Origin of the sequence: Streptomyces sp. x-80, assembly GCF_046549095.1 — a bacterium.
Taxonomy (GTDB): domain Bacteria; phylum Actinomycetota; class Actinomycetes; order Streptomycetales; family Streptomycetaceae; genus Streptomyces; species Streptomyces celluloflavus.
In genome coordinates this window covers 66457-92664 of record NZ_JAJPWM010000009.1, presented here as the reverse complement: position 1 = coordinate 92664, position 26208 = coordinate 66457, and the positions used below count along the sequence as shown (strand labels likewise).

23 protein-coding genes are annotated in these 26208 nt (G+C 72.9%); 15 read left to right on the top strand and 8 right to left on the bottom strand.

What is annotated here, in order from left to right; translation table 11 throughout:
• The first annotated feature begins 15 nt into the window (after positions 1 to 15).
• From ACLJWH_RS19740 to ACLJWH_RS19725, 4 genes are all read left to right on the top strand, one after another.
• Entirely contained in the window at positions 16 to 1362 is a 1347-nt protein-coding gene (locus ACLJWH_RS19740) for an ABC transporter permease (protein WP_411143043.1), read from the top strand.
• A gap of 326 nt (positions 1363 to 1688) precedes the next feature.
• Entirely contained in the window at positions 1689 to 3131 is a 1443-nt protein-coding gene (locus ACLJWH_RS19735; protein ID WP_411143042.1) for a DUF2252 domain-containing protein, read from the top strand.
• Between the two features lie 114 nt (positions 3132 to 3245).
• Positions 3246 to 4193 (top strand): hypothetical protein, encoded by a 948-nt coding sequence (locus ACLJWH_RS19730; RefSeq protein WP_411143041.1) that lies wholly within the window; start codon positions 3246 to 3248, stop codon positions 4191 to 4193.
• A gap of 10 nt (positions 4194 to 4203) precedes the next feature.
• Positions 4204 to 4548, top strand: coding sequence for a rhodanese-like domain-containing protein (locus ACLJWH_RS19725; RefSeq protein WP_411143040.1), 345 nt, complete (start codon positions 4204 to 4206; stop codon positions 4546 to 4548).
• A 367-nt stretch (positions 4549 to 4915) separates the two neighbouring features.
• On the opposite strand, the gene ACLJWH_RS19720 is transcribed toward ACLJWH_RS19725, so the two are convergent.
• The 6 genes from ACLJWH_RS19720 to paaA form a co-directional block, all read right to left on the bottom strand.
• On the bottom strand, positions 4916 to 6049 hold the full coding sequence (locus tag ACLJWH_RS19720) for an acyl-CoA dehydrogenase family protein (protein WP_411143039.1): 1134 nt from the start codon (positions 6047 to 6049) through the stop codon (positions 4916 to 4918).
• A gap of 178 nt (positions 6050 to 6227) precedes the next feature.
• Positions 6228 to 7271 (bottom strand): 1,2-phenylacetyl-CoA epoxidase subunit PaaE, encoded by a 1044-nt coding sequence (gene paaE, locus ACLJWH_RS19715; protein ID WP_411143038.1) that lies wholly within the window; start codon positions 7269 to 7271, stop codon positions 6228 to 6230.
• Positions 7271 to 7768 (bottom strand): 1,2-phenylacetyl-CoA epoxidase subunit PaaD, encoded by a 498-nt coding sequence (paaD, locus tag ACLJWH_RS19710; RefSeq protein ID WP_411143037.1) that lies wholly within the window; start codon positions 7766 to 7768, stop codon positions 7271 to 7273. Before paaD ends, paaE begins: the two co-directional genes overlap by 1 nt.
• Positions 7762 to 8475, bottom strand: coding sequence for a 1,2-phenylacetyl-CoA epoxidase subunit PaaC (paaC, locus tag ACLJWH_RS19705; RefSeq protein ID WP_411143036.1), 714 nt, complete (start codon positions 8473 to 8475; stop codon positions 7762 to 7764). Before paaC ends, paaD begins: the two co-directional genes overlap by 7 nt.
• Positions 8475 to 8792 (bottom strand): 1,2-phenylacetyl-CoA epoxidase subunit PaaB, encoded by a 318-nt coding sequence (paaB, locus tag ACLJWH_RS19700; protein ID WP_381676203.1) that lies wholly within the window; start codon positions 8790 to 8792, stop codon positions 8475 to 8477. Before paaB ends, paaC begins: the two co-directional genes overlap by 1 nt.
• Positions 8789 to 9739, bottom strand: a complete 951-nt coding sequence (gene paaA / locus ACLJWH_RS19695) for a 1,2-phenylacetyl-CoA epoxidase subunit PaaA (protein ID WP_411143035.1) — start codon at positions 9737 to 9739, stop codon at positions 8789 to 8791. The genes paaB and paaA overlap by 4 nt, the downstream gene beginning before the upstream one ends.
• A 168-nt stretch (positions 9740 to 9907) precedes the next feature.
• Here paaA and ACLJWH_RS19690 point away from each other — a divergent pair, with 168 nt between their 5' ends.
• The 3 genes from ACLJWH_RS19690 (at position 9908) to ACLJWH_RS19680 (ending at position 12779) form a co-directional block, all read left to right on the top strand.
• Positions 9908 to 10576 carry a DUF5819 family protein gene (locus tag ACLJWH_RS19690; RefSeq protein ID WP_411143034.1) on the top strand — a complete coding sequence of 223 codons (669 nt, stop codon included), beginning with the start codon at positions 9908 to 9910 and terminating at the stop codon, positions 10574 to 10576.
• A 143-nt stretch (positions 10577 to 10719) separates the two neighbouring features.
• A complete protein-coding gene (locus ACLJWH_RS19685) occupies positions 10720 to 12045 on the top strand; it encodes an HTTM domain-containing protein (protein WP_411143264.1) in 1326 nt (441 codons plus the stop codon).
• A gap of 50 nt (positions 12046 to 12095) precedes the next feature.
• Positions 12096 to 12779 (top strand): TrmH family RNA methyltransferase, encoded by a 684-nt coding sequence (locus tag ACLJWH_RS19680; RefSeq protein WP_411143263.1) that lies wholly within the window; start codon positions 12096 to 12098, stop codon positions 12777 to 12779.
• 43 nt (positions 12780 to 12822) lie between these two features.
• Here the strand turns inward: ACLJWH_RS19680 and paaN are convergent, their stop codons facing one another.
• A complete protein-coding gene (gene paaN, locus ACLJWH_RS19675; RefSeq protein ID WP_411143033.1) occupies positions 12823 to 14505 on the bottom strand; it encodes a phenylacetic acid degradation protein PaaN in 1683 nt (560 codons plus the stop codon).
• A gap of 199 nt (positions 14506 to 14704) precedes the next feature.
• Between paaN and ACLJWH_RS19670 the strand changes: the two genes are divergently transcribed.
• Together ACLJWH_RS19670 and ACLJWH_RS19665 are read left to right on the top strand one after the other, a co-directional pair.
• Positions 14705 to 16225 (top strand): 3-hydroxyacyl-CoA dehydrogenase, encoded by a 1521-nt coding sequence (locus ACLJWH_RS19670; protein ID WP_411143032.1) that lies wholly within the window; start codon positions 14705 to 14707, stop codon positions 16223 to 16225.
• A gap of 2 nt (positions 16226 to 16227) precedes the next feature.
• Positions 16228 to 16818 (top strand): TetR/AcrR family transcriptional regulator, encoded by a 591-nt coding sequence (locus tag ACLJWH_RS19665; RefSeq protein WP_411143031.1) that lies wholly within the window; start codon positions 16228 to 16230, stop codon positions 16816 to 16818.
• Between the two features lie 45 nt (positions 16819 to 16863).
• On the opposite strand, the gene ACLJWH_RS19660 is transcribed toward ACLJWH_RS19665, so the two are convergent.
• A complete protein-coding gene (locus tag ACLJWH_RS19660; protein ID WP_411143030.1) occupies positions 16864 to 17409 on the bottom strand; it encodes an Lrp/AsnC family transcriptional regulator in 546 nt (181 codons plus the stop codon).
• A gap of 226 nt (positions 17410 to 17635) precedes the next feature.
• Between ACLJWH_RS19660 and pdhA the strand changes: the two genes are divergently transcribed.
• The 6 genes from pdhA (at position 17636) to ACLJWH_RS19630 (ending at position 26106) form a co-directional block, all read left to right on the top strand.
• Positions 17636 to 18802, top strand: coding sequence for a pyruvate dehydrogenase (acetyl-transferring) E1 component subunit alpha (gene pdhA / locus ACLJWH_RS19655; RefSeq protein ID WP_411143029.1), 1167 nt, complete (start codon positions 17636 to 17638; stop codon positions 18800 to 18802).
• A complete protein-coding gene (locus ACLJWH_RS19650; RefSeq protein ID WP_411143028.1) occupies positions 18799 to 19836 on the top strand; it encodes an alpha-ketoacid dehydrogenase subunit beta in 1038 nt (345 codons plus the stop codon). Before pdhA ends, ACLJWH_RS19650 begins: the two co-directional genes overlap by 4 nt.
• Positions 19836 to 21440, top strand: a complete 1605-nt coding sequence (locus ACLJWH_RS19645; RefSeq protein WP_411143027.1) for a dihydrolipoamide acetyltransferase family protein — start codon at positions 19836 to 19838, stop codon at positions 21438 to 21440. The genes ACLJWH_RS19650 and ACLJWH_RS19645 overlap by 1 nt, the downstream gene beginning before the upstream one ends.
• A gap of 39 nt (positions 21441 to 21479) precedes the next feature.
• Positions 21480 to 22682 carry a DUF6457 domain-containing protein gene (locus ACLJWH_RS19640; RefSeq protein WP_411143026.1) on the top strand — a complete coding sequence of 401 codons (1203 nt, stop codon included), beginning with the start codon at positions 21480 to 21482 and terminating at the stop codon, positions 22680 to 22682.
• Positions 22683 to 22831: 149 nt separating this feature from the next.
• Entirely contained in the window at positions 22832 to 24961 is a 2130-nt protein-coding gene (locus ACLJWH_RS19635; protein WP_411143025.1) for a molybdopterin-binding protein, read from the top strand.
• A complete protein-coding gene (locus ACLJWH_RS19630) occupies positions 24958 to 26106 on the top strand; it encodes a potassium channel family protein (RefSeq protein WP_411143024.1) in 1149 nt (382 codons plus the stop codon). Before ACLJWH_RS19635 ends, ACLJWH_RS19630 begins: the two co-directional genes overlap by 4 nt.
• The last annotated feature ends 102 nt before the right edge of the window (positions 26107 to 26208 follow it).

Below are 26208 nucleotides of genomic sequence, written 5' to 3'. Positions count from 1 at the left end.
GAGAAGGCATTCCCCATGAGTCCGGTCCGACGTCCCGAGCACGGAATCGACCAGGGAAGGGGGCGCGGAACCGGTCATCGCCCCGGCGACGGAGGCGGCCGACGGAGCGGCCACCGGGCCGGTCACTCCGCTGGGCTGCGCCACGTCCTGGCACACCTGGTCACCCCGCTGCTGATGTGTATCGGGATGGGGCTGGCCTACCTGGGCGCGTTCGCGAATCCGGCGCCGCACCACCTGCCGGTCGCGGTCGTGGGACCGGACCGGAGCGCGCAGTTGCTCGCCCAGTCGATCAACGACAAGGCGGGCGGCGACCTGGAGGTACGGACGGTCGCCGACCGGGCCACCGCGATCGAGCAGCTCAGGCACCAGGACATCTTCGGCGCGTATGTGCTGCCGGGGCAGGCAACGGGGCAGGGGCAGGGAACGACGGGTGGGGCGAAGGCGGTGCCGGAGCTGGTGGTGGCGTCGGCCGGTTCCGACACCAGCGCGTCGGTGGTGCAGAAGATCTTCACGCCGGTCGCGGCGCAGCAGGGCGCTCCGCTGAAGGTCACGGACGTGGCGCCGACCGCCGAGGACGACCCGACGGGGCAGGGCATCTTCTTCCTGCTGGTCGCGATCAGCATCGGTTCGTACGCCTCGGTCGCGGTGATCGGCGGCGCCGGGGCCGTGCTGCCGATCCGGCTGCGGGGCATGCTGGCGATCGGCACGTCCTTCGTCGTCGGCGTCATCGGGGCGCTGTTCGCCGGGCCGGTCTTCCACCTCGTCGACCACGGGCTGTGGGGGCTGTGGGGCATGGCCTGGCTGTACTCCGCGGGCATCCTGCTGATCGGCACCGGCCTGCACACCTTCCTCAAGCGCTGGACCACGCTCGGTGTGATGGCCTTGTTCGTGATGCTCAACTTCACGTCCTCGGGCGGGATTTTCCGGCCCGAGATGCAGAACGGCTTCTTCGCCGCGCTGCACGCCTTCTGGAACGGCGCGGGCTTCGTGGAGGGCACCCGCAGCCATGTCTACTTCGACGGCTACGGCCTGGCCGGGCACGTGTGGACGCTGGTGCTGTGGCTGGTCGTCGGCGTGCTGACGGTCGGGGTGGCGGCCCTGGCCGAGAAGCGGCGGCGGGCGGCGGAGGCGGCTGCGGCGGCCAATGCCGCGGCGGTGGCGGCGGCCGCGGTGGCGGCTACGGTCCCGGAGCGCGCGCTGGGGGCCGGTCCTGAGAGCGGGTGTGACTCCGCGGGCGGGAGTGAGCGTGAGGGGCGGCGTGGGGCTGCGAGTGGTGGTGTGAGTGGGGCGGTTGCGGCCGAGGATGCCGCCGGGGACGCCGGGGATGCTGAGGAAGAGATGGAGGAGGCCGTGGGGGTGTAGGCGGGGCGGGGCAGTGACAAGGGCCGTGGCAGGGCGGTGGCCGCTTCGGCTTGTCGGCTTTCCGGCCCCAGCCTCTCCCAGTCCCTCCCGGCTCCAGCCCTTCGTGCCTCCCCGTCCCCCCGCCGAGTCCGCGCCTTCGCACCTTCCGTTCCCTCTCTCTTCATAAGCCTCTGACCTCGGACTTCGCCGGTGTCGTCCCGCCTCTGCGGGGAGTTGTCCACAGGCCCTGCGGGACGGTGCGGCCGGTCGGTAACGTCATGGCAGGCGAGTCGGGACGGGCCGGCGGACCGGTGGGGTGCAGGTCTCGAAGGGGGAGGTGGCCCGCGATGTCGCGTGTGCCGTACGTACCGGGGTTTGCGAGGGCTGAGCGGCAGGGCGCGTCGCCCAAGGCCGTCGGCCGGGCGCTGCGGGAGCGGATTTCCCGCTCGGCGCAGGCCGCGCTGTCGATCACGGCCGGTCGGCCGGACGCGGTCGCGGCGGTCGAGAGGTCCAACGCCGGGCGGCTGCCCGAGCTCACGCCGATACGGGTGGGCAGGATGGCCGCGAGCCCGTTCGCCTTTCTGCGCGGTTCCGCGGGGCTGATGGCGTACGACCTGGCGGGCGGCCCGGTGACGGGTATCGGCGCGCAGATATGCGGGGATGCCCACGCCGCCAACTTCGGCCTCTACGGTGACGCCCGCGGCGGCCTCGTCATCGATCTCAACGACTTCGACGAGACCCTGCACGGGCCGTGGGAGTGGGATGTGAAGCGGCTCGCGACGTCGCTGGTGCTGGCAGGCCGGGAGGCGGGCGCCGGTGAGCAGGAGTGCCGGGCGGCGGCGTGGGACGCGGCGGGCGCGTACCGGCGCACGATGCGGCTGCTGGCGAAGCTGCCGGTGACCGAGGCGTGGAACGCCGTCGCCGACGAGGAGTTGGTCTCGCGGACCGATGCCCGGGATCTGCTGGGGACGCTGGAGCGGGTCGCCGCGAAGGCGCGCGGGAACACCAGCGCCCGGTTCGCGGCGAAGTCGACGGAGCGGGCGCCGGACGGCGGACGCCGGTTCGTGGACGCGCCGCCGGTGCTGCGGCGGGTACCGGACGAGGAAGCGGCGGCGGTGGCCGCCTCGCTCGCCGGCTATCTGGAGACGCTCCCGGAGGACCGGCTTCCGCTGCTGGCCAGGTACGCGGTGCACGATGTGGCGTTCCGGGTGGTGGGGACCGGCAGCGTGGGACTGCGCTCGTATGTGGTGCTGCTGCAAGACCACCGGGGCGAGCCGTTGGTGCTCCAGGTGAAGGAGGCGCGCGGTTCGGTGGTGGCGCCGTATGCGGCGCGGGCCGGGTTCACGGTGCCACCGGTGGCGCACGAGGGACGCCGGGTGGTGCTCGGGCAGCGGCGGATGCAGGTCGTCAGCGACACCCTGCTGGGCTGGACGACGGTGCGGAACCGGTCATCGTCCGGCGGCCGAGCCGTCGGCGCGACGCACGAGAAGGGTGAGGGATTTCCGTACCAGGTACGGCAGTTCAGGAACCGTAAGGGCAGTGTGGATCCGGCGAGGCTGTCCGGCGGTCAGTTGGACGACTACGCGCGGATGACCGGTGCGCTCCTGGCGCGGGCGCATGCGCACAGCGCCGATCCCCGGCTGGTGGCCGGCTACTGCGGCAAGGGGGAGGAGCTGGACGAGGCGATGGCCGGGTTCGCGGTGGCCTGTGCGGACCGTACGGAAGCGGATCACGCGGATCTGGTCGCGGCGGTGCGCGGCGGCCGGATCGCCGCGGAGACGGGGGTGTGAGCGGGGCGAGTGGGGCGGCATGCGGGGCGAGGCGTGGGGGCGGTGGCGAGGGTGCTCACGGGCGGCTGAGCGGCCGCGGCGGGCCGCGGTGAGGGAGGGCCGTACGCTGGCCGGGTGACGAACTCGCACGCGGAGAACGCGCAGGACGGCAGGGCCGGTGGCACGGCCGGCCAGGACGCCGGGCCGGGGACGGACGGGCACGATGCCGGCACGGACGGCCGGACTGCCGGTACGGCCGGTCACGGCGGCCCATCGGCCGGGGACGCTGCCGCTGATCAGGCGGACCGGGACGCGGCGACGCGGCGGCTGGCGAAGGCCGTGCTGGCCGCGGAGCAGGCGCTGATCGAGTTCGAGATCGCGGTGGAGACCTTCCGGGTGGAGGTGGAGAACTTCTCCCGCCTGCACCACCAGCGGCTCGGCCCGATGTACGCGCGGCTGGAGGAGCTGGACGCGCAGATCGCCGAGGCCGTGGCGGCGCGCACGGGTGCGCCCGAGGACATCCGCAAGGCCCAGGAGGCGCGGGCGTCGGTGTTGCCGATGCCGGACGTGGAGGAGCTCTTCCACGGCTGGATGGGGTCGGACGGGCTGTTCCCCGAGGCGCAGGCGATGCTCACCGGGCAGTCGGTGCGGCCGCCGCAGAAGGTGCGGCCCAGCGAGGAGGCCCGCAAGGTCTACCGCGACCTGGTGCGCCAGGCCCACCCGGACCTGGCACGGGACGACGCGGAGCGGGAGCGGCGGGACGCGTTCATCGCCCGGGTCAACGCGGCGTACGCGGTGGGTGACGAGGCGGCGCTGCGGCAGCTGACTCAGGAGTGGGAGGCCGGTCCCGCGCCCGCGGAGGAGCGGCTCAGCGCGAGCGAGGAGCTCTACGCCCGGCTGGAGTGGCTGGCCGAGCGCAAGGAACTGCTCGCGGCCGTCGCGGCCGAGCTGGAGGAGAGCGCGATCGGCGCGATGATCAAGATGGCGCCGCAGGACCCGGACGCGCTGCTCGACGAGATCGCCGAGAAGCTGCTGGCCGATGTCGCGGAACGCGAGGCGTATCTGGCGCAGCTGGTCGGGTAGCGTCGGTGCCATGCATTTTGGTTCTCTGCCCACGGTCGGTGCCGACGCTCTCACGTCCGAGGACTTCCTCTTGGACGTACGCGAGGACGATGAGTGGGAAGCCGGGCACGCCGAGGGTGCGCTGCACATTCCGATGAGTGAATTCGTCGCCCGATACGGGGAGTTGACCGAGGCGGTCCCCGAGGGCGGCAAGGTCTATGTGCTCTGCCGGGTCGGCGGCCGTTCGGCGCAGGTGGCGCAGTATCTGATCCAGCAGGGCATCGACGCGGTGAACGTCGACGGCGGTATGCAGGCATGGGAGGCCGCCGGCCGTCCTGTGTCGGACGGCAAGGGCGGCTCGGGCACGGTCATCTAGCGGGGAGGGCCGTCCGAGCCCGTACGCGCAATGGGTACGGGCTGCCGGCGCGCGAGCCGGTGCGGGTGGGCCGCGTGGGAAAGCCGGTGCGGAGGGTCTGCGCGGGAGGCCCGGCAGCGGACCCTGTGGCCGGCGCCTGTAGCCGGACCCCACGGCTGGGCCTCATGGCCGAATCTTGTGGTCGGGGCCCCGTGGCCGCTTGGTACGCAGGCCCGGTGACCCGCCTCGGACGGGGGCGAGCGGCAGATCGCTCAGGACCGGCAGCCGGGCGCCGCACGTCCCGCGCGCCCCATGGGCTCCGGCCCCTGACCGGCGGCCTCCTCCCCCTCTCCCCTCCGGATCTCCCCCGCCGGGTCCTCGCCGCTGCTCAGTCGAGTGGGTATGCCGCGAGCAGATCGCCGAGGGCTTCCTCGTGGGCGGCGGCGGGGCCGAGGGAGAGTTCGAGGTGTTTGGCCCAGGCGTGGTACCGGTGCAGTGGGTAGTCGGTGTCGGCGCCGAAGCCGCCGTGCAGGTGCTGGGCGGTCTGGACGATGCGGCGTACGCCCTCGGCGGCCCAGATCTTGGCGACCGCGACATCCCCCGCGGGCGGTAGTGCGCCGGACGCGCCGGTGGCGAGGCGCCAGGCGGCCTGCCAGAGCGTGGCCTCCATGGCGCGCAGGTCGATGAAGCGGTCGGCGGCCTGGACCGCGACGGCCTGGAAGGTGGCCACGGGAAACCCGAACTGTTCGCGTTTGCCGGTGTAGTCGCTGGTCATGGCGAGGACGCGCTCGCCGAGGCCGAGCGCGAGCGCGCAGGTGCCGGTGGCAAGGAGATCACGTAGCGATGGCCAGGCGGCGGGGTCGGTGAGCGTTTCCCGGGCGCTGACGCGTACGGAGTCCAGGCGGACCTCGGCGAGGCGCTCGCCGTTCGTGGATACCTGGTCGTCGAGAGTGACGCCGTCACGGGTGTGCGGGACCAGGGCGAGGACGGGGTGGCCGTCGGTGGTGTGGGCGGGCAGCAGGATCCGGTCGGCGGCCTGGGCCCAGGGGACGGCGGTCTGGACACCGTCGAGGATCCAGTCGGTGCCCTCCTGGCGGGCGTCCACGGCGAGTTCGGCCGGCTCGTGCCCGGTGCGTCCGCCGGCGGCGACGGTCACGACGAGGTCGCCGGTGGCGATACGGGGCAGCAGCTCGGCCCGTAGCCCGGCGGTCGCGTAGGTCTGGAGGGTGAGCGCGGCGGCGCCGGACTCCAGCAGCGGGACCCGGGCCAGGACTTTGGCTGATTCGCGCAGCACGAGGCAGAGCGCGATCGGGTCCAGGCCCGCGCCGCCGTGTTCGGGCGCGATCGGCAGGCTCAGCAGATCGGCGTCGGCGAGCTTGCGCCACAGCGCGCGGTCGAAGTCGTCGGCGACGGCTCCTGAGGTGAGCGCCGGGCTGGGCACGCTGTCGGGGGCGACTCCCGAGAAGACGGCCTCCGCCGCTTCGACGGCGGCCTGTTGCTCCTCGGTGAAGGTGAAGTCCACTGGTCTGTCCTCCCACGCGGCGCGTCGATCTGACGGAGCGTCAAGGTAGAACAGGTTCCAGGAATTGGGAATGGCGCCCGCGGTGGGAGTTGACGGCAGCAGTCGGGAGGAGGGGAGGGAAGGAACGGGGGGATGAGGGCGAGCGGGACGGCGAGGGGAGGACGGTGGACGGGCGGGGTCAGCGGTCGAAGTCCAGCTCGACCTTTTCGGTGACCGGATGCGACTGGCAGGCCAGCACATACCCGGCGTCGACCTCCTCGGCCTCCAGCGCGAAGTTGCGGTCCATGCGTATCTCGCCGGAGACCAGGAAGGCCCGGCAGGTGCCGCACACCCCGCCCTTGCAGGCGTACGGCGCGTCCGCGCGGTTGCGCAGCACCGCCTCCAGCAGCGATTCACCGTCCCGTACCGGCCAGTTGCCGGACCGGCCGTCGAGGGTGGCGGTCACCGTGCTGTGCGCGGGGGCGGGGACGGCCGGCGCCGTGCCGGCGCCGTTGTCGACGTGGAAGATCTCTTCGTGGATGCGGCCGCGGGGAACCTTCAGGGCGCGCAGCGCCCGCTCGGCGCCCTGGACGAGACCGTAGGGGCCGCAGAGGAACCAGCCGTCCACGGACTCGACCGTCAGCAGCGCGGGCAGCAGGGAGCGCAGCCGCTCCTCGTCCAGCCGCCCGGACGGCAGACCGGCCTGCTGCTCCTCGCGGGAGAGGGCGTGGACCAGCTGGAAGCGCTGCGGATAGCGGTCCTTGAGGTCGGCCACTTCCTCCAGGAACATCGTCGAGGCCGCCGTGCGGTCGCTGCGGATCAGGCAGAAGCGGGCGTCCGGCTGCCGGGCGAGCAGGGTGGCGGCCATGGAGAGCACCGGGGTGATCCCGCTGCCGCCGACGATCGCCACGAAATGGCCGGGGCGCGGTTCCAGCGTGAACCGTCCGGCGGGCTCCATGACCTCGACGGTGTCGCCGGCCCTCAGCTCCTTGAGCGCGTAGGCCGAGAAGGCACCGTCCTCGACCAGGCGGATGCCCACCCGCAGCAGCGGCTCGTCGGTGGCCGGGGTGCAGATCGAGTACGTCCGGCGGATCTCCTGGCCGTCGACGGATCTGCGCAGCGCGATGTGCTGCCCGGGGGTGTGCCGGAAGGCCGGGCGCAGCTCGGGCGGTACGTCGAAGGTGACGGCCACCGCGTCGTCCGTGAGCCGCTCGATCTCCCGGACCCGCAGTGGGTGGAACATCACAACTCCTTGAAGTGGTCGAAGGGTTCGCGGCAGGACTCGCAGCGGCGCAGTGCCTTGCAGGCGGTGGAGGAGAACCGGCTCAGCAGGGTGGTGTCGGTCGAGCCGCAGTGCGGGCAGCGGATCGCGAGGTCGACCGCGACCGGTCCGCCGGCCGGGCCGGTCGGGCGCGGTGGGGCGATACCGAACTCGGCCAGCTTGCGGCGGCCCTCGGCGGTGATGTCGTCCGTGGTCCACGGTGGGCTCAGGACCGTACGGACCTCGACCTCGGGTATGCCGTGGTCGTGCAGCACGCGCTCGATGTCGGCCGACATCGCCTCCACGGCGGGGCAGCCGGTGTAGGTGGGGGTGAGCTCCACCTCGACGTGGTCCGGTGCGGTCAGCCGCACCTCGCGCACCACGCCGAGCTCGGCGAGGGTGAGCACCGGCAGCTCGGGGTCGGGCACGGCGCCGGCCAGTGCGCGCAGCTCCGCTTCGAGGGCGGTGGGGGTCACCATGTCGCCCCCGGGTGGCTGCGGTGGAGGTGCTGCATCTCGGCGAGCATCCGTCCGAACGGCTCGGTGTGCAGGCCCTGCCGTCCGGCGCCCGCGGTCCAGGCGCCGCTCCGCGGGCCCTCGGGGACGGCGAGGGTGGCGCGCCGCAGGAGGCCGCCGATGCGCGTCGCCCAGGTGTCGTGCAGGGCGGACCAGGGGACGTCCAGACCGTCCACCGGCTCGAAGAGTTCGCCGGTGAACCGCCACAGCGCGTCCAGGCCGTGCTGCATCCGGCGGTGGCTCTCTTCGGTGCCGTCGCCCAGGCGCAGGGTCCACTGCTGGGCGTGGTCGCGGTGGTAGGCGACCTCCTTGACGGCCTTCGCGGCCAGCGGCGCCAACTCGCTCCCGCCGGCGGCGAGGTGGTCGTACAGCAGCTCTTGGTAGGTGGAGAAGTAGAGCTGCCGGGCGATGGTGTGCGCGAAGTCGCCGTTGGGCTGTTCGACGAGCTGGAGGTTGCGGAACTGCCGCTCCTCGCGCAGATAGGCCAGTTCGTCCTCGTCACCGGCGAGGCTGAGCAGGACGCGGGCCTGGCCGAGCAGGTCCAGCGCGATGTTGGCCAGCGCGACCTCCTCCTCCAGGACGGGTGCGTGGCCGATCCACTCGCCCAGGCGGTGGGAGAGGATCAGGGCGTCGTCACCGAGGGCCAGTGCCGGGGCGACCGTGACGTTCATCAAAGGTGCTGCACCCCGTCCGGGATTTCGTAGAAGGTCGGGTGGCGGTAGGGCTTGTCGCCGGACGGTTCGAAGAAAGCGTCCTTCTCGTCCGGCGAGGAGGCGGTGACCTGGGCGGAGGGCACCACCCAGATGGAGACGCCCTCCGAGCGGCGGGTGTAGAGATCGCGGGCGTTGCGCAGCGCCATCTCGGCGTCCGGGGCGTGCAGGCTGCCGGCGTGGGTGTGCGAGAGGCCGCGCCGGCTGCGGACGAAGACCTCCCACAGCGGCCAGTCGGCGGGCCGCGCGGTCGTCTCGGCGGGTTGTGCTGTCGTCATCGGGTGGCCTCCCCCTGTTTGGCCGCGTGCGCGGCGGCTGCCTCGCGCACCCAGGCGCCGTCCTCATGGGCCTGGCGCCGGCGGCTGATGCGCTCTTCGTTGCAGGGGCCGTTGCCCTTGAGCACCTCGCGGAACTCGGCCCAGTCGATCGGCCCGAAGTCCCAGTGGCCGCGTTCGTCGTTCCACACCAGGTCGGGGTCGGGGAGGGTGAGGCCGAGGGCTTCGGCCTGCGGGACGCAGATGTCCACGAAGCGCTGGCGCAGCTCGTCGTTGGAGTGCCGCTTGATCTTCCAGGCCATGGACTGCGCGGAGTGCGCCGATTCGTCGTCCGGCGGGCCGAACATCATGAGCGACGGCCACCACCAGCGGTCCACCGCGTCCTGTGCCATGGCGCGCTGGGCCTCGGTCCCGCGGCTGAGCGTCAGCAGGAGTTCGTAGCCCTGGCGCTGGTGGAAGGACTCCTCCTTGCAGACGCGGACCATGGCGCGGGCGTACGGGCCGTAGGAGCACCGGCAGAGCGGGACCTGGTTGGTGATCGCGGCACCGTCCACCAGCCAGCCGATGGCGCCGGCGTCGGCCCAGGTCAGGGTGGGGTAGTTGAAGATCGAGGAGTACTTCTGGCGGCCGGAGTGCAGCATGTCGAGCAGCTCGTCGCGGCCGGCGCCGAGGGTTTCGGCGGCGCTGTAGAGATAGAGGCCGTGGCCCGCCTCGTCCTGCACCTTGGCCATCAGGATCGCCTTGCGGCGCAGTGAGGGTGCGCGGGTGATCCAGTTGGCCTCCGGCTGCATGCCGATGATCTCGGAGTGGGCGTGCTGCGCTATCTGCCGCACCAGCGAGGCGCGGTAGGCGTCCGGCATCCAGTCGCGCGGTTCGATCCGCTCGTCCGCCGCCACGGTGGCGTCGAAAACGGCCTCCAGAGCCGTCTCATCCGGCGCGATCGTCGTCATGTGGTGCCCCCTCGCTCCCTACCGACCGATCGTTCGGTTCAATGGTGAGTGGGCGGGCGGCGGGTGTCAAGCCTGTGGATAACTCAGGGGAGGGTGTGCCGGGCCTGGCCGCGTAGGTACGGTTCCGTGGCGTAGTCAGCCCGACGGGACGCTGGGAACGGGGCAGGAATGCAGTCATACGGGGACGAACCGCGGCCGTTGGCCGCGCTCTCGCTACCCTCGCGGATCGTCATAGGCGTAGCGGCCTGCGCCGTGGCCGTGGTCGTGGCGATACATCTGGCCATGATGTTCTTGCACGTCGCACCGTCGAACACGCTCAGCAAACAGCAGAGCGAAGTGATCGGTGAGTACGTCTATCCGGAGTACGAGCAGAACTGGAAGCTGTTCGCGCCCAATCCGCTCCAGCAGAACATCGCGATCCAGGTCCGCGCGCAGCTGCGCGGCGCGGACGGCACGGCGCGGACCACCGGCTGGACCGATCTGAGCGCCCACGACGGCCGGGCCATCCTGCACAACCCGATCCCCAGCCACACCCAGCAGAACCAGCTGCGCCGCGGCTGGGAGTTCTACCTCAACTCGCACACCGCGCAGGACCGCCCCAACGGCCTGCGCGGCGAGCTGTCCGAGCGCTACCTACGGCGCATCGTGATGGCGCGGCATGACGCGGAGTGGGCCGCGGACGGCCGGGTCGAGCGGATGCAGATCCGGTCGATGACGACGGCAGTCGGCCCGCCGCCGTGGAGCGCAGAGAAGATCAGCGACAAGCCCGTGTACCGCGAGCTGCCCTGGTGGCAGGTCACCGCAGCCGACCTGCCCGAGGGGGCGAAGAACCAGTGACCACCCCATCGGCGCCGCAGCAGCCACCGCACTCACCGCAGCCGACGGACCAGCCGTCGCAGCCGCACCGGTCACCACAGCTGCCGCAGCAGTCGCCCGCGCCGCAGACCGCACAGCCGGACCCGGGGCACCAGGGGCCCGCGGTGCCCCCTGAGACGCCGCGGCCGTCCGGGCCCGCCGCACCGTCCGCCCCTCTGGAGGAGACCCGTATCGAGCGCGCCATCGGCCGCGGCTTCGCGCGCGTCACCGGCCGGGCACTGGCCCCGTACCAGACCGCCGTCATACGGATCGGCTTCGCCGCGACCTGGCTGTTCTACCTGCTGAGGGAGTGGCCCCACCGCCATATGCTCTACGGGCCCGACGGCCCCTGGAGCCTGGGGATGGCGCGCCGGCTGCTGGCCGACAACCACGCCTTCTCCGTGCTGCCGTGGTCCGACGGCCGCGGCTGGTTCGAATTCGTCTACCTGCTCGCCATCGTGTCGGCCGCGCTGCTGATGCTCGGCTGGCGCACCCGCACCATGTCGGTGCTCTTCATGGTCGGCGTGCTCTCGTTGCAGAACCGCAGCGTCTTCATAGGGGACGGTGGCGACAACGTCATCCACCTGATGTCGATGTATCTCGTGCTGACCCGGTGCGGGCAGGTGTGGTCGCTGGACGCGCGCCGTGCGAAGCGGGCCGCCGCCGCGTCCGGTCCGGAGCACGACCCCCTCGGCGAACCCGGCCGCGACCTGACCGGTGTCGTGCTGTGGGCCGTGCTCGGCCTCGCCCTGGCCGTCGCCCAGCTGAGCGGCTGCTACGGGCTCAGCTGGTTCGGGAACGGGCCGTTCCCGCATCTCGGCTGGGCGCTGGTGTTCTGGGGCCTGTGGGCGGTGCACGGCCTGTGGTGGGCGGTGCGGCGGTACGCGCCGGGGGAGCCGCGGACCGTCCTGGACACCCTCGCCAAGCTCGCGCACAACGGCGCACTGCTGGTGATCATGGTCGAGGTCTGTCTGATCTACGCCACCGCGGGCTGGTACAAGATCCAGGGTTCGCGCTGGCAGGACGGCACCGCGGTCTTCTACCCGATGCACCTGGACTACTTCTCCCCCTGGCCGGCGCTGTCCCAGGCGCTCAGCGACAACGGGCTGATGATCATGCTGATCACCTACGGCACGGTGATCGTGCAGGTCGCCTTCCCGTTCACGCTCTTCAACCGCCGTCTGAAGAACGTGCTGCTGGTCGTGATGATCTGCGAGCACCTCTCGATCGCGTTCCTGCTCGGGCTGCCGTTCTTCTCGCTGGCGATGATCACGGCCGACGCGGTCTTCCTGCCGACGGTCTTCCTGGTCTGGTCCGGCGCCCGGCTGTCGGGGCTGCGCGGGCGGCTGTTCTCGCGCGGCGCCTCTCCCGAGCCGGCCGGCGGGTCCGGTGGCGGCGGACCGGAAGCCCGTACGCACGGTGCCGACGGGGGCCATACGCTCGTGGGGTGAGCAGCGAACAAACCGCCCAGCGCGATGAGCGGCCCCAGCCGACCGACGAGATCCCCGCACCCGGTGGCGAGCGCACCGCCCCCGGCGAGCCGGTTCAGTACGACGAGGGGTACGGCCCCAAGGTCGGCGTCGGCCCGCACCCCGAGCCCTGGCCGCGGGGTGACCGCTACGACCCCGAGCTGCTGGCGCACGGCGACCGCCGCAATGTGGTCGACCACTACCGGTACTGGACGCGCGAGGCGATCGTCGCCGACCTCGACACCCGGCGCCACGATTTCCATGTGGCCGTCGAGAACTGGGGCCACGACTTCAACATCGGCTCGGTCGTACGCACCGCGAACGCGTTCCTGGCCAAGGAGATCCATATCGTCGGGCAGCGCCGCTGGAACCGGCGCGGTGCGATGGTGACCGACCGCTACCAGCACGTCCGCCACCACCCGGACACCGCGGACCTGACCTCCTGGGCCGCCGCCGAAGAGCTGCCGATCATCGGGATCGACAACCTTCCCGGCGCCGTGCCGCTGGAGACGACCGAGCTGCCGCGCCGCTGTGTGCTGCTCTTCGGCCAGGAGGGGCCGGGGCTGACCGAGGACGCGCGCCGGCACGCCTCCCTGGTCTGCTCGATCGCGCAGTTCGGCTCCACCCGGTCGATCAACGCGGGTGCGGCGGCCGCCATCGCGATGCACGCCTGGATCGGCCGCCATGCCCGTATCGAGGCGCCGGGCGCGTCCTGACGGCCCTCCGGGCGCGCCCCGGCAGGGCGCGCCCGACCGCCGTTCACGCCTGGCGCCGCACCTCCACCGTCCGGAAGCGGTTCGCCACGAACGCGCCGTCGCACAGCGCCGCGTTGGCCGCCGGATTGCCGCCGGAGCCGTGGAAATCGGAGAACGCCGCGGTCTGGTTCACATAGACGCCGCCGGTCAGGTTCAGCGACAGCTGCGCGCACTCCTCCAGGCAGGCGTCCTCGACCAGCCGCTCCACCTCGGCGGAGGTGGTGTACGCGCCGACCGTCATGGCGCCCTTCTCGCGGACCGTGCGCCGCAGCAGCTCCACGGCCTCGGCCGCCGAGCCGACGGCGACCGCGAAGGACACCGGCCCGAAGTGCTCCGTCAGGCAGGCCGCCTCGGCGTCCGGCGCGGTGCCGTCCAGCTTGACGATCACCGGCGTACGGACGGTGGCCCCGGGGAACTCGGGGTTGGCCACCGCGCGGGAGGCCAGGGCCACCTCGCCGAGCCCCGGCGCGGCCTCGATGCGCTCCGTGACCTGCGGGTTGACGATCGCGCCGAGCAGTGCGTTGGCCCGCGCGTCATCGCCCAGCAGCTTGCTCACCGCGTCGGCGAGATCGCTGACCACCTCGTCATACGACTTCGGTCCGGCGTCCGTGCCGATGCCGTCGCGCGGGATCAGCAGATTCTGCGGGGTGGTGCACATCTGGCCGCTGTAGAGGGACAGGGAGAAGGCGAGGTTGCCGAGCATGCCCTTGTAGTCGTCGGTCGAGTCGATGACGACGGTGTTGACACCGGCCTTCTCCGTGAAGACCTGGGCCTGCCGGGCGTGCGTCTCCAGCCAGTCGCCGAAGGCGGTCGAGCCGGTGTAGTCGATGACGCGGATCTCGGGGCGGACGGCCAGCGTCTTGGCGAGCCCTTCGCCGGGCCGGTCGACGGCCAGGCACACCAGGTCCGCGGGGAAACCGGCCTCGGTGAGCACCTCACGGGCCACCCGGACGGTCAGCGCCAGCGGCAGCACCGCGCGCGGATGCGGCTTGACCAGTACCGGATTGCCGGTGGCCAGCGAGGCGAAGAGGCCGGGATAGCCGTTCCACGTCGGGAAGGTGTTGCAGCCGATGAGCAGCGAGACCCCGCGCGGTACGGCGGTGAAGGACTTGGACAGCTCCAGCGGATCGCGCTTGCCCTGCGGCTTGGACCAGGGCGCCCGCTCCGGGGTGCGGACCTGCTCGGCGTACGCGTACGCCACCGCTTCCAGCCCTCGGTCCTGGGCGTGCGGGCCGCCCGCCTGGAAGGCCATCATGAACGCCTGTCCACTGGTGTGCATCACGGCCTGCGCGAACTCATGGGTGCGCGCGCTGATCCGGGCCAGGATCTCCAGGCACACCGCCGCGCGCACCTCGGCACCCGCGTCCCGCCAGGCGGGGATCGCGGCGCGCATGGCCGGCAGCAGCACGTCCGCGTCCGGGTGCGGGTAGGTGATGCCCAACTCCGGGCCGTACGGCGAGACTTCCTCGCCGGCCCAGTCGTCCGTGCCGGGCTGGTCGAGCTCGAAGCGCTTACCGCGCAGCGCCTCGAAGGCGGCCAGGCCGTCGGGCGCGGCGCTCTCGCCGTACGCCTTGGGGTGCTCGGGATGCGGGGACCAGTACGCGCGGGTGCGGATCGCCTCCAGCGTCCGGTCGAGAGTCGGGCGGTGCTTCTCGATCAACTGCGCTGCGGTCGTTTCGGCCGCCATCGGTGATCAACTCCTCGTCGAGCTGGGCGGAGAGCGAATGGGAAAGAGAGCGGAAGAGCGGAGCGGGGCGGGAATTCGGAGAGTGCAGGAGCGTGACTGGGGCGGACAGGCCGACGGAGTTAGAGTAACCGAACGATCGGTCGGGGCAAGAGGGTCCGGCGAACCTGTGGACAACGCGGTCGGGGAGGATGCAGTCGTCATGACGGCAATGGACACCAGCAGCACCGTGGCAGTGGTGGGCACGGGCACCATGGGGCAGGGAATCGCGCAGGTGGCGCTCGTCGCGGGACACCGCGTGCGGCTCCACGACGCCGTGCCCGAGCGGGCCGGGCAGGCCGCCGCGGCCATCGTGCGGCGGCTGGACCGCCTCGTCGAAAAGGGCCGGATCCCGGCGCACGAACGGGACGCCGCCCGCGACCGCCTCTCCCCCGCCACCGGCCTCGCCGACCTGGCCGACGCCGCGCTGGTCATCGAGGCGATCGTGGAACAACTCCCCGTCAAGCAGGAGCTGTTCACCGCCCTGGAGGAGATCGTCCCGGCGGACTGCCTGCTGGCCACCAACACCTCCTCCCTCTCCGTGACCGCCGTCGCGGGCGCGCTGCGCCACCCCGGCCGCTGCGTGGGCCTGCACTTCTTCAACCCCGCGCCGCTGCTCCCCCTGGTCGAGGTCGTCAGCGGCGCCGCCACCGACGAGACGGCCGCCACCGCCGCGTACGAGACCGTCGCGGCCTGGGGCAAGAAGCCGGTGCGCTGCGCGGACACCCCCGGTTTCCTCGTCAACCGCATCGCCCGCCCCTTCTACGCCGAGCCGCTGCGCGTCCATGAGGAGCGGGCCGCCGATCCCGCGACCATCGACGCCGTCCTGCGGGAGGGCGCCGGTTTCCGGATGGGCCCCTTCGAGCTGACCGACCTCATCGGCCAGGATGTGAACGAAGCCGTCACCCACTCCGTGTGGACCGCCTTCTTCCAGGATCCGAAGTTCACGCCCTCACTGGCGCAGCGGCGGCTGGTGGAGGCCGGGCGGTACGGCCGTAAATCCGGGCGCGGCTGGTTCGACCACACCGAGGGCGCGCGCCGGCCCGAACCGCGGACCGCCGCGTCCGGCCCGGCGCCCGGGGCGGTCGTCGTGCATGCCGAGCTGCCCGGTCCCGCCGCGGTGCTGCCCGAGCTGATGGCCGAGGCGGGCATCGACGTCACCCACGAGGACGCGCCGGGGGCGCCCGAAGGCTTCCTCCGGCTGCCCGGCGGCGCCCGCCTGGCCCTGACCAGCGGCCATCCGGCGACGGGCCGCGCGCACGGCGGCCACATCCGGTTCGACCTCTCGCTGGACTACCGGGCCGCGACCCGGATCGCCCTCGCCGCCCCGGAGGGCGCGGCCGAGGCGGACGTCGCGGAGGCCGTCGGGCTCTTCCAGGCGCTCGGCAAACAGGTCAGCGTGATCAATGACACACCCGGCATGATCGTGGCCCGTACGGTCGCGATGATCGTGGATTTCGCGGTGGACGCCGCCGCCCGCGGGGTCGCGACCCCGGAGGACATCGACACGGCGATGCGCCTGGGCGTGAACTACCCCGGCGGCCCGCTGGAATGGGCACAGCGGCTCGGCACCCCCTGGATCCGGGATCTGCTGGACACCCTGCACCACTACTGCCCCACCGGGCGCTACGCACCGTCCTGGGCCCTGCGGCGCCGTGCGGACCTCGACGGACGGATGCTCTAATCATGACCATGGCCAAGCGCGACACCTATACGCCCGATTCGCTGCTCGCGGTCGCCGTCGCGGTGTTCAACGAGCGCGGGTACGACGGCACCTCCATGGAGCACCTCTCCAAGGCGGCCGGCATCTCCAAATCCTCGATCTACCACCATGTGCGCAGCAAGGAAGAGCTGCTGCGCCGGGCCATAAGCCGGGCCCTGGACGGATTGTTCGGCGTCCTGGAGGAGCCGGGCGCCGTCACGGGGCGGGCGATCGACCGGCTGGAGTACGTCACCCGGCGCGAGGCCGAGGTGCTGATGGACGAACTGCCCTATGTGACGCTGCTGTTGCGGGTGCGCGGAAACACGGACACCGAGCGGTGGGCCATGGAGCGCCGCCGCGATTTCGACCAGAAGGTCGCGGACCTTCTGGAGCAGGCCGGCGCCGACGGCGATCTGCGGGCCGATGTCGACAGCCGGCTCGCGACCCGGCTGCTCTTCGGCATGATCAACTCGATTGTGGAGTGGTACCGGCCGGGGCGCGGCGGCGCGGCGAGCCGCGACGAGGTCGCCGAGGCCGTGGTGCGGACGGCGTTCGCGGGTCTGCGCACGTCCTGAGGCCCCCGCCCGGCCCGCGTACGGCGGCTGCCGCCCGCCCGGCGGTCACCCCTGCTCCGGCTCCAGGTCGGTCTCCTCGAAAACCAGCAGGGTGCGGGTGCTGAGCACCTCCGGGATCGACTGGATACGGGTCAGGACCAGCTCCCGCAGCTCGCGGTTGTCCTTGGTGTGGACCAGCAGCAGTACGTCGAAGTCGCCGCTGACCAGCGCGATATGGGCCGCTCCGGGCAGCGCGGTGAGCTGTGCGCGCACCGTCCGCCAGGTGTTCTGCACGATCTTCAGCGTGATGTACGCGGAGGCGCCCTGGCCTGCCCTTTCCTGGTCGACGCGGGCGCTGAAACCGCGGATCACACCGTCGTCGATCAGCCGGTTTATCCGGGCGTAGGCGTTGGCCCGCGAGACGTGCACGCGCTCGGCGACGGAGCGGATCGATGCCCGGCCGTCGGTCTGGAGCATGCGCAGGATCGACCGGTCGATGGTGTCCAGCGGGCGCGCGGGCGGCGCGGCCGGGGCGGGCGCCACAAGGGGTGCGGCCGGGGCGGGCGCCGACGCCGGCGGTGCGCAGGAATTGGCCATCTGTTCGTCCGGCATATGGTCCCGCCTCCCCGTGATGGACGCCCTGTCTTCATCTCAGGCTGTGGAGAACCGTTTGTCCACAGGCTGACCGCGACTGTAGCCAAAATGCATTATCGACCGAACAATCGGTAGGGAAGGGCTTGCCGCGGCCCCGGTCTTCTTCATCCTGCCCGCCCGTCGCCCGCCCCCACCCCATACGAGGCGCTCCGCGCCACCCCTTCCCTTCGAGGAGGTGCTCGTCATGACGGTCCTTGAGCAGCCCGGCAGCAGTGGGAACAAGGGCACGCTGCCCGGTCCGCCGCCCGCTTGGCGGCCGCACGTCGATCCGGCGCCTCTCCTGCCCGACGCGACGCCGTACCGCGTACTGGGGACGGACGCCGCGGCCCGGCTCGACCCCGGTCTGCTGACGAGTCTGTACGTCCATCTGGTGCGCGGCCGCCGGTTCAACGCCCAGGCCACCGCACTGACCCGGCAGGGCCGGCTGGCGGTCTATCCGTCCTCCACCGGTCAGGAGGCGTGCGAAGTCGCCGCCGCGCTGGCACTCGAAGACCGGGACTGGCTCTTTCCCAGCTACCGCGACACCCTCGCCACCGTGGCCCGCGGCCTCGACCCCGTACAGGCGCTGACCCTCCTGCGGGGCGACTGGCACACCGGATACGACCCGCGCGAGCACCGCATCGCCCCCCTGAGCACCCCGCTCGCCACCCAGCTCCCGCACGCGGTGGGCCTGGCGCACGCCGCCCGCCTCAAGGGCGACGACGTGGTGGCGCTCGCGATGGTCGGCGACGGCGGCACCAGCGAGGGCGACTTCCACGAGGCGCTGAATTTCGCGGCGGTCTGGCAGGCACCGGTCGTCTTCCTCGTGCAGAACAACGGCTTCGCGATCTCCGTACCGCTCGCCAAGCAGACGGCCGCGCCGTCCCTGGCCCACAAGGGGGTCGGCTACGGCATGCCGGGCCGGCTGGTGGACGGCAATGACGCGCCCGCGATGCACGAGGTCCTCACCGAGGCCGTCCGGCGGGCCCGCGAGGGCGGCGGCCCCACCCTGGTCGAGGCCGTCACCTACCGCCTGGAGGCGCACACCAACGCCGACGACGCCACCCGCTACCGCGCCGCCGACGAGGTCGAGACCTGGCGGGCGCACGACCCGATAGCCCTTCTGGAGCGTGAGCTGGACGCCCGCGGCCTGCTGCCCGGGGAATTCGTGACCGCCACCCGGGACGGCGCCGAGGAGATGGCCGCCCGCCTCCGGGACCGGATGAACGCGGACCCGGAGCTGGACCCGATGGACCTCTTCCGGCACGTCTACGGCGAGCGGACCAGCCAACTGGCCGAGCAGGCGGAGCAGTTGCGCGCCGAACTGGCCGCCGAGGCCGCCGATCAGTCCGTCCAGGAGGCCCGCCCATGACGACGACCACCGCTCCGACCACCGCGCGCAAGCCCGCCGCCATGGCGCAGGCGCTGAACCGGGCGCTGCGCGACGCCATGGCCGCGGACCCGTCCGTCCATGTCATGGGTGAGGACGTGGGCACCCTGGGCGGTGTCTTCCGCGTCACCGACGGGCTGGCCAAGGAGTTCGGTGACGACCGCTGCACCGACACCCCGCTCGCCGAGGCCGGCATCCTGGGCGCGGCCGTCGGTATGGCCATGTACGGGCTGCGGCCGGTCGTCGAGATGCAGTTCGACGCGTTCGCCTACCCGGCGTTCGAGCAACTGGTCAGCCATGTCGCGAAGATGCGCAACCGCACCCGCGGCGCCCTGCCGATGCCGCTGACCATCCGGATCCCGTACGGCGGCGGGATCGGCGGGGTCGAGCACCACAGCGACTCCTCCGAGGCGTACTACCTCGCCACCCCCGGCCTTCAGGTCGTCACCCCGGCGACCGTCGGTGACGCCTACGGGCTGCTGCGCGCCGCCATCGCCTCCGACGACCCCGTCGTCTTCCTCGAACCGAAGCGGCTGTACTGGTCCAGGGCCGACTGGTCACCCGACGCCCCCGAGCCGGTCGCCCCGATAGGCCGCGCCGTGATCCGGCGGCCCGGCACCGACGCGACGCTGATCACCTACGGCCCGTCGCTGCCGGTCTGCCTGGAGGCCGCCGAGGAGGCCCGAGCGGAGGGCTGGGATCTGGAGGTCATCGATCTGCGCTCGCTGATGCCGTTCGACGACGAGACCGTCACCGCGTCGGTACGCCGCACCGGGCGGGCCGTCGTCGTCCACGAGTCCAACGGATTCGGCGGCCCTGGCGGCGAGATCGCCGCGCGCATCACGGAGCGCTGCTTCCACCATTTGGAGGCTCCGGTGCTGCGTGTCGCCGGATTCGACATTCCGTACCCGCCGCCGATGCTGGAACGGCATCATCTGCCGGGGGTGGACCGGATTCTGGACACCGTCGCCCGGCTCCAGTGGGAGTCGGACTGCACCGAGGGACGTGGTGACTGATGGCCGTGGTCCGAGAATTCACCCTGCCCGACCTGGGGGAGGGCCTCACCGAGGCGACGATCGTGCACTGGCTGGTCGAGATCGGCGAGGTGGTGGCCGTCGACCAGCCGGTGGTCGAGGTCGAGACGGCCAAGGCGATGGTGGAGGTGCCGTGTCCCTACGGGGGCGTGGTGACCGCCCGGTTCGGCGCGGAGGGCACCGAGGTCCCGGTGGGCGCACCGTTGGTGACGGTCGCGGTCGGGGCTGCGCCGGATGGTCCGACGACGGGAGGGGCGGCGCCGGCTGGGACGGCCGCGGGGGATGCGACGGGTGCTTCCGGCGTTTCGGCTGGTGCTGGTGCTGGTGCTGGTGCTGGTGCTGGTGCGGCTGCGGCTGCGGCGGACTCCGGGTCGGGGAATGTGCTCGTCGGGTACGGCACGAGTGCGCCGACGGGGCGGCGGCGCCGGGTACGGCCGGGGGGACCGGCCGGGGCCGGTTCGGGAGCGGTACGGGGGGCGGCGCGGCCGCCTGTGGTCGGTGGTGCGGCCGGGGCCGCGGCTGCGGATGTGCATCCGCGGACCGGTGTCGCGGGGCCCGCGTACGGGGCGGGCCCCGAGGCCGGGCCGGGGGCAGCGGCTTCCGGTGGGCGCGCGGTGGCTGTCATCTCGCCGCTGGTGCGCCGGATGGCGCGCGAGAACGGTCTGGATCTGCGGGAGTTGACGGGTTCCGGGCGAGACGGGCTGATTCTCCGATCGGACGTCGAGCGAGCGATCCGGATACGCGAGACGGTCGGTGTGCGGCCGGGTGCGACCGGGGTGGCCGGTGCCGGTGTGGCGGGCACGGTGGGGGCCGCGACGGCCGCCGGGGCCGGGTCCTCCGCCGTGCCGGCGGCTGCCTCCGGCACTACCTCCGGGAGCCGTTCCGGGGCGCCGGCGGGCGCCGAGCGCATACCGCTCCGGGGGATGCGGGGGGCCGCCGCCGAGAAGTTCACCCGCAGCCGCCGGGAGATCCCGGACGCGACCTGCTGGGTGGACGCCGACGCCACCGAGCTGCTCGCCGCCCGTAAGGCGATGAATGTGCCGGGCACCCCCAAGGTGTCGCTGCTCGCGCTGCTGGCCCGGGTCTGCACGGTCGCGCTCGCGCGGTTCCCCGAGCTGAACGCCACGGTCGACACCGCGACCCAGGAGATCGTCCGGCTGCCCGCCGTCCATCTGGGCTTCGCGGCGCAGACCGACCGTGGCCTGGTGGTCCCGGTGGTGCGGGACGCGCAGGCCCGTACGGTCGAGGGCCTGTCCGCGGAGATCGTCCGGCTCACCGAGACCGCCCGCACCGGCGGTCTGTCCCTCGCCGAACTGACACACGGCACCTTCACCCTCAACAACTACGGCGTCTTCGGGGTCGACGGCTCCACGCCGATCATCAACCACCCCGAGGCCGCGATGCTCGGTGTGGGCCGAATAGCGGCCAAACCCTGGGTGCACAACGGCGAGTTGGCCGTCCGGCAGGTCGTCCAGCTCTCGTTCACCTTCGACCACCGGGTGTGCGACGGCGGTACGGCGGGCGGCTTCCTGCGGTTCGTCGCCGACTGTGTGGAGCAGCCCGCGCTGTTGCTTCGCGCGCTGTGACACCGGCGTGATCGCCGCGCCCCCGGCGATACTCAAGGGGTGAGCGACCACACCGACTACGACGCCATCGTGCTGGCCGGAGGCGCGGCCCGCCGACTCGGCGGGGCGGACAAACCCGCCCTGTCCGTCGGCGGCCGCCCCCTCCTGGACCGGGTGCTCGCGGCCTGCCCCGACGCGGCGGTCACCGTCGTGGTCGGCCCCGGACGTCCGACCCGGCGCGCCGTCGTCCCGGCCCTCGAAGATCCGCCCGGTGGCGGTCCGCTCGCCGCGCTGGACGCCGGCCTGCGGCACACCACCGCCCCGACCGTCCTGGTGCTCTCCGCCGATCTGCCCTTCCTGACCCGTGCGGCGGTACGGGCCCTCCTGGAGGCGGCGACCACCACTCCGGCGGCGGAGGGCGCCGCGGCACGCCGAGAAGCCGCGGCAACCCATGAAGCCGAGGCACCCCACGAAGCCGCGGTGGCGCCCCATGATGCTGAGGCGTCATCCGGCCCCGCTGCTCCTGGCCCCGCTGCTCCTGGCCCTGCCGTGTCCCCCGGCCCTGCGGCCTCTCGTAGCGGCGATGCGGCCTCGTCCCGTGATGCCGCCACGCCTCGTCACGGTGACGTGCCCCCGTGCGCCGCCCCGCCCGGCGAGGCTGCCGTGGCTCGCGACGCGGCCGTGTCCCGTGAGGGTGCGGTGCTGCGGGACGGGGAGGGGCGGGACCAGCCGCTGGTGGCCGCCTATCGGGTCGAGCCGCTCCGCCGTGAGCTGGCCCGGTTGCGCGCCGCACACGGCACGCTCGCCGGACTGCCGCTGCGCGCCCTGCTCGCCGGGCTGGCGCTCGTACGGGTCCAGGACGCCACGGCCACGGCGTCCTTCGACTGCGACACCTGGGCAGACATTGGCGCGGCACGCGCCCGTATCAGGGAGCATGGAAACGTGTTGGATGAATGGATCACCGCAGTCAAGGCCGAGCTGGGCATCGAACTCGATGTCGACACGGCGGCACTCCTCGATCTCGCGCGCGACGCCGCGCACGGTGTGGCCCGCCCGGCCGCGCCACTGACGACGTTCCTGATCGGATACGCGGCGGGCCGGCAGGGCGCCGATGTGGCGGAACTCGCCCAGAAGGCCGCCGCGCTGGCCAACCGCTGGGCCGCCGAGAACGCGGACGGCGGGGACGGCGCGGGCGGCGCGAAGACGGACGGTGCGGCCGGGGCCGGTGGCGGCACAGGTGCCGAAGCGAAGCCGGCGGAATGACCGACGGGGCGTTCGAGGATGCGTTTGACGACGCGCTCGCGCTGTTCAACGACGCCGTGGCGGCGCCGCGCCCCGACGCCCGAACCACCCCGGGCACGCGGGACAGCGGTGTGAGCGGTCGCGTGAAGCCGGCCGGGCAGGAGGTGCGCATGCCTGATATGCACATGCCGGATGTGCACGTGGCGACCGCGAACATGCCGGACACCCACCGGATGGACACCCGCCGGATGGACACGCACCGGATGGATACGCACCGGATGGACACGCACCCTCTGGACGCGCGCACCCCGGATGGGTGCGGGCCGGATACGTACGCGCCGGACGCCCACGGGCCGGATACGTACAGGTCGGACGTGTACGGGCCGGACGCAGGCGTACCGCATCCGGCCGCTGCGGACATCCCCGCGGGCTCAGCCCCCCTCACGGCCCCGTCCTCGTCCGTACCCGCGTCCGTGTCCCCGTCGCTGGCGGCGTCCTCGTCCCCGGAGCCGAGCCCCGGATCAGGGCCGGCCCCGGGCGCCGGGCGCGGCCGCCCCGACGCCGCCGGCGGTCCGGCCGGCACTCCCGATCCCGCCCCGGACGGCGCACCCGGCTCGAACCGCCCCGCCGGCCCCGACCGCCCTTCCGGGCACGGCTCCCCTTCCGGTCCCCACGGACCCGACGCCCCCCATGGCACTTCCGGCCCTGACCGCCCCTCCCGCAGCACCGAACCCGGCCACCACCCAGAGGTCAACCAGGCCACCCAGGCCGCTCAGACCCCTGGCACCTCCGGTCCCACATCCAGCAGTCCCGCACCCAGCCCCACCACCCCCGGCCGTAGCCGTAAGCGGCACCCCGCGCCCTCCTCCTGGCAGGTGGCCCGTGGCGTGGCCGCGCGGGCGGTGCGTGGCCCCCGGGCGCCTGAGACGTCCGCATTCGATGACGCCCTGGGCCGCACCCTCGCCGCACCGCTCACCGCCCTCACCGATCTGCCGTCCTTCGACACGTCCGCGATGGACGGCTGGGCGGTCTCCGGCCCCGGCCCCTGGCACCTCGACCGCGCCACCCCGGCCGACGGGGGCCCGCACCCCGAAACCTCCCACCCCGAAACCTCGCAGCCCACGTCCGCCCCCGCCGCGCCCGCTCCCCCCGCGGCCCCCGACCCCGGCATCCTGGCCGGTCACGCTCCCACCCGGCCGCTCCCCGACGGGCACGCGGTCCGCATCGCCACCGGGGCGCGCGTCCCGGCCGGCGCCACCGCCGTGCTGCGCAGTGAGCACGGCGAGGTCCGGGACCTGGGCGACGGGCGGGCGCGGCTGCACGCGCCCGCGCCCGCGACGCTCGGCCAGGACATCCGCCCGCGTGGCCAGGAGTGCGGCCGTGGCGACCAACTGCTGCCCGCCGGCGCCCTGGTGACACCCGCCGTCCTCGGCCTGGCCGCGGCGGCCGGTTACGACGAACTCGCCACGTACCCCCGGCCGCGGGTCGAAGTCCTCGTCCTGGGCGATGAGTTGCTGCGGCACGGGCTGCCGCAGGAGGGCCGGATCCGGGACGCGCTCGGCCCGATGCTCGCTCCCTGGCTGCGGGCGCTGGGCGCGGTGGCGCCCCCGCCGCGCCATCTCGCCGACGACGCCGACGCGCTGTACGCCGCCATCGAGGGCTCCACCGCCGATGTGGTCATCACCACCGGCGGCACGGCGTCCGGGCCCGTCGACCATGTGCACCCCACCCTGCGCAGGCTGGGCGCCGAGATACTGGTGGACGGCGTCGCGGTACGCCCCGGACACCCCATGCTGCTCGCCCGGCTCACCCCGGAACGCCACCTCGTCGGCCTCCCGGGCAACCCCCTCGCCGCCGTCTCCGGCCTGCTCACCCTCGCCGAGCCACTGCTCCGTACGCTCGCCGCCCGCCCCACCGCCCCCGCGTACCGCGCGCCGCTGGCCGCCGCGGTCCCTGGTCATCCCCGCGACACCCGGCTCGTCCCGGTGGCCTGCCGCGACGACGACCGCTACGGCCGGACGGTGGCGCCGCTGCACTTCACCGGCCCGGCCATGCTGCGGGGGATCGCGGTCGCCGACGCGCTGGCCGTCATCCCGCCCGGTGGCCAAGACCGTGGCGCCGCCGTCGAACTCCTGGAACTCCCGTGGTCGGCGGGCCGGCCGGCTGACGGCCCAGGCGACGACGGTCCGTACGACCCCGGAGCGGGCCCCGACCCCACCGGTGCCGCCGGCCGCGCACATCCCGTGACCGATCCCCACCGCTCCCCACCCCCCGCACCGCCCGCCGGAGGCTCTGCGTGAAGCTCCCGTCCCACGACGCCGCGGCGCGCGAGATCCCCGAGGACCACTCCCGCCGGGTGCTGCTGCCGCGCCGTACCCCCAAGGCGCCGCTGCGGCAGGTCGCCCGCCGGCTGCTGATGGCGCTGCTCGTGCTCGTCGCGACGGCCTTCATCGTCTGGATCGACCGCGACCAGTACCACGACAACGCCGGTGGCGAGGTCGATCTCCTCGGCTGCTTCTACTACGCGACCGTCACGCTCTCCACCACGGGATACGGCGACATCGTCCCGTACGGGGACACCGCGCGGCTGCTGAACATTCTGCTCATCACGCCGCTGCGGGTGCTGTTCCTGATCATCCTGGTCGGTACCACACTGGAAGTGCTGACCGAGCGCACCCGCGAGCAGTGGCAACTGAAACGCTGGAGAAACGCCTTGCGCGACCACACCGTCATCGTCGGCTTCGGTACCAAGGGCCGTTCCGCCGTCCAGACCCTCTGTGCCACGGGCCTGACCCGCGACCGCATCGTCATCGTCGACCCGAGCCCGAAGGTCATCGAATCGGCGGTGGCCGAAGGGTTCGCCGGGGTGGTCGGCGACGCGACCCGCAGCGATGTGCTGCTGCGTGCCGAGATCCAGCGGGCCCGCCAGGTCGTCATCGCCACCCAGCGCGACGACACCGCCGTCCTGGTCTCGTTGACCGCCCGTCAGCTCAACAAGAAGGCCAACATCGTCGCGGCGGTACGGGAGGAGGAGAACGCTCCGCTGCTGCGGCAGTCCGGCGCCGACGCCGTGATCACGTCGGCCAGCGCGGCCGGCCGGCTGCTGGGACTCTCCGTGCACAGCCCGAGCGCGGGCGCTGTCATGGAGGACCTCATCCAGCAGGGCAGCGGGCTCGACCTGGTCGAACGGCCGGTGGTGAAGGTCGAGGTCGGCAGGTCCGTCCGGGAGACCGGCGATCTGGTCGTCTCGGTCCTGCGCGGCCACCGTCTGATCGGCTACGACGATCCGGCGGCCAGTCCCCTTCAGTCCACGGACCGGCTGATCACGATCGTCCGCGCGGCCACGCCGGAGGAGCCCGACGCCGCCGGCAAGGCCGGTGGCCGGCCGGCCCGTCCGAAGCTTCCCGGCGGTGGGATCTCCCCGATGCGCCGGGTGGACGAGTAGCCGGGCGGACGGACAACGCCTCCGGCACCGGGTGGCCGGGAGCCGGACGGACGGGTGGCCGGGTCACGCCTCCGGCGTATGGGCGAGCGGCACCTCCGGCGC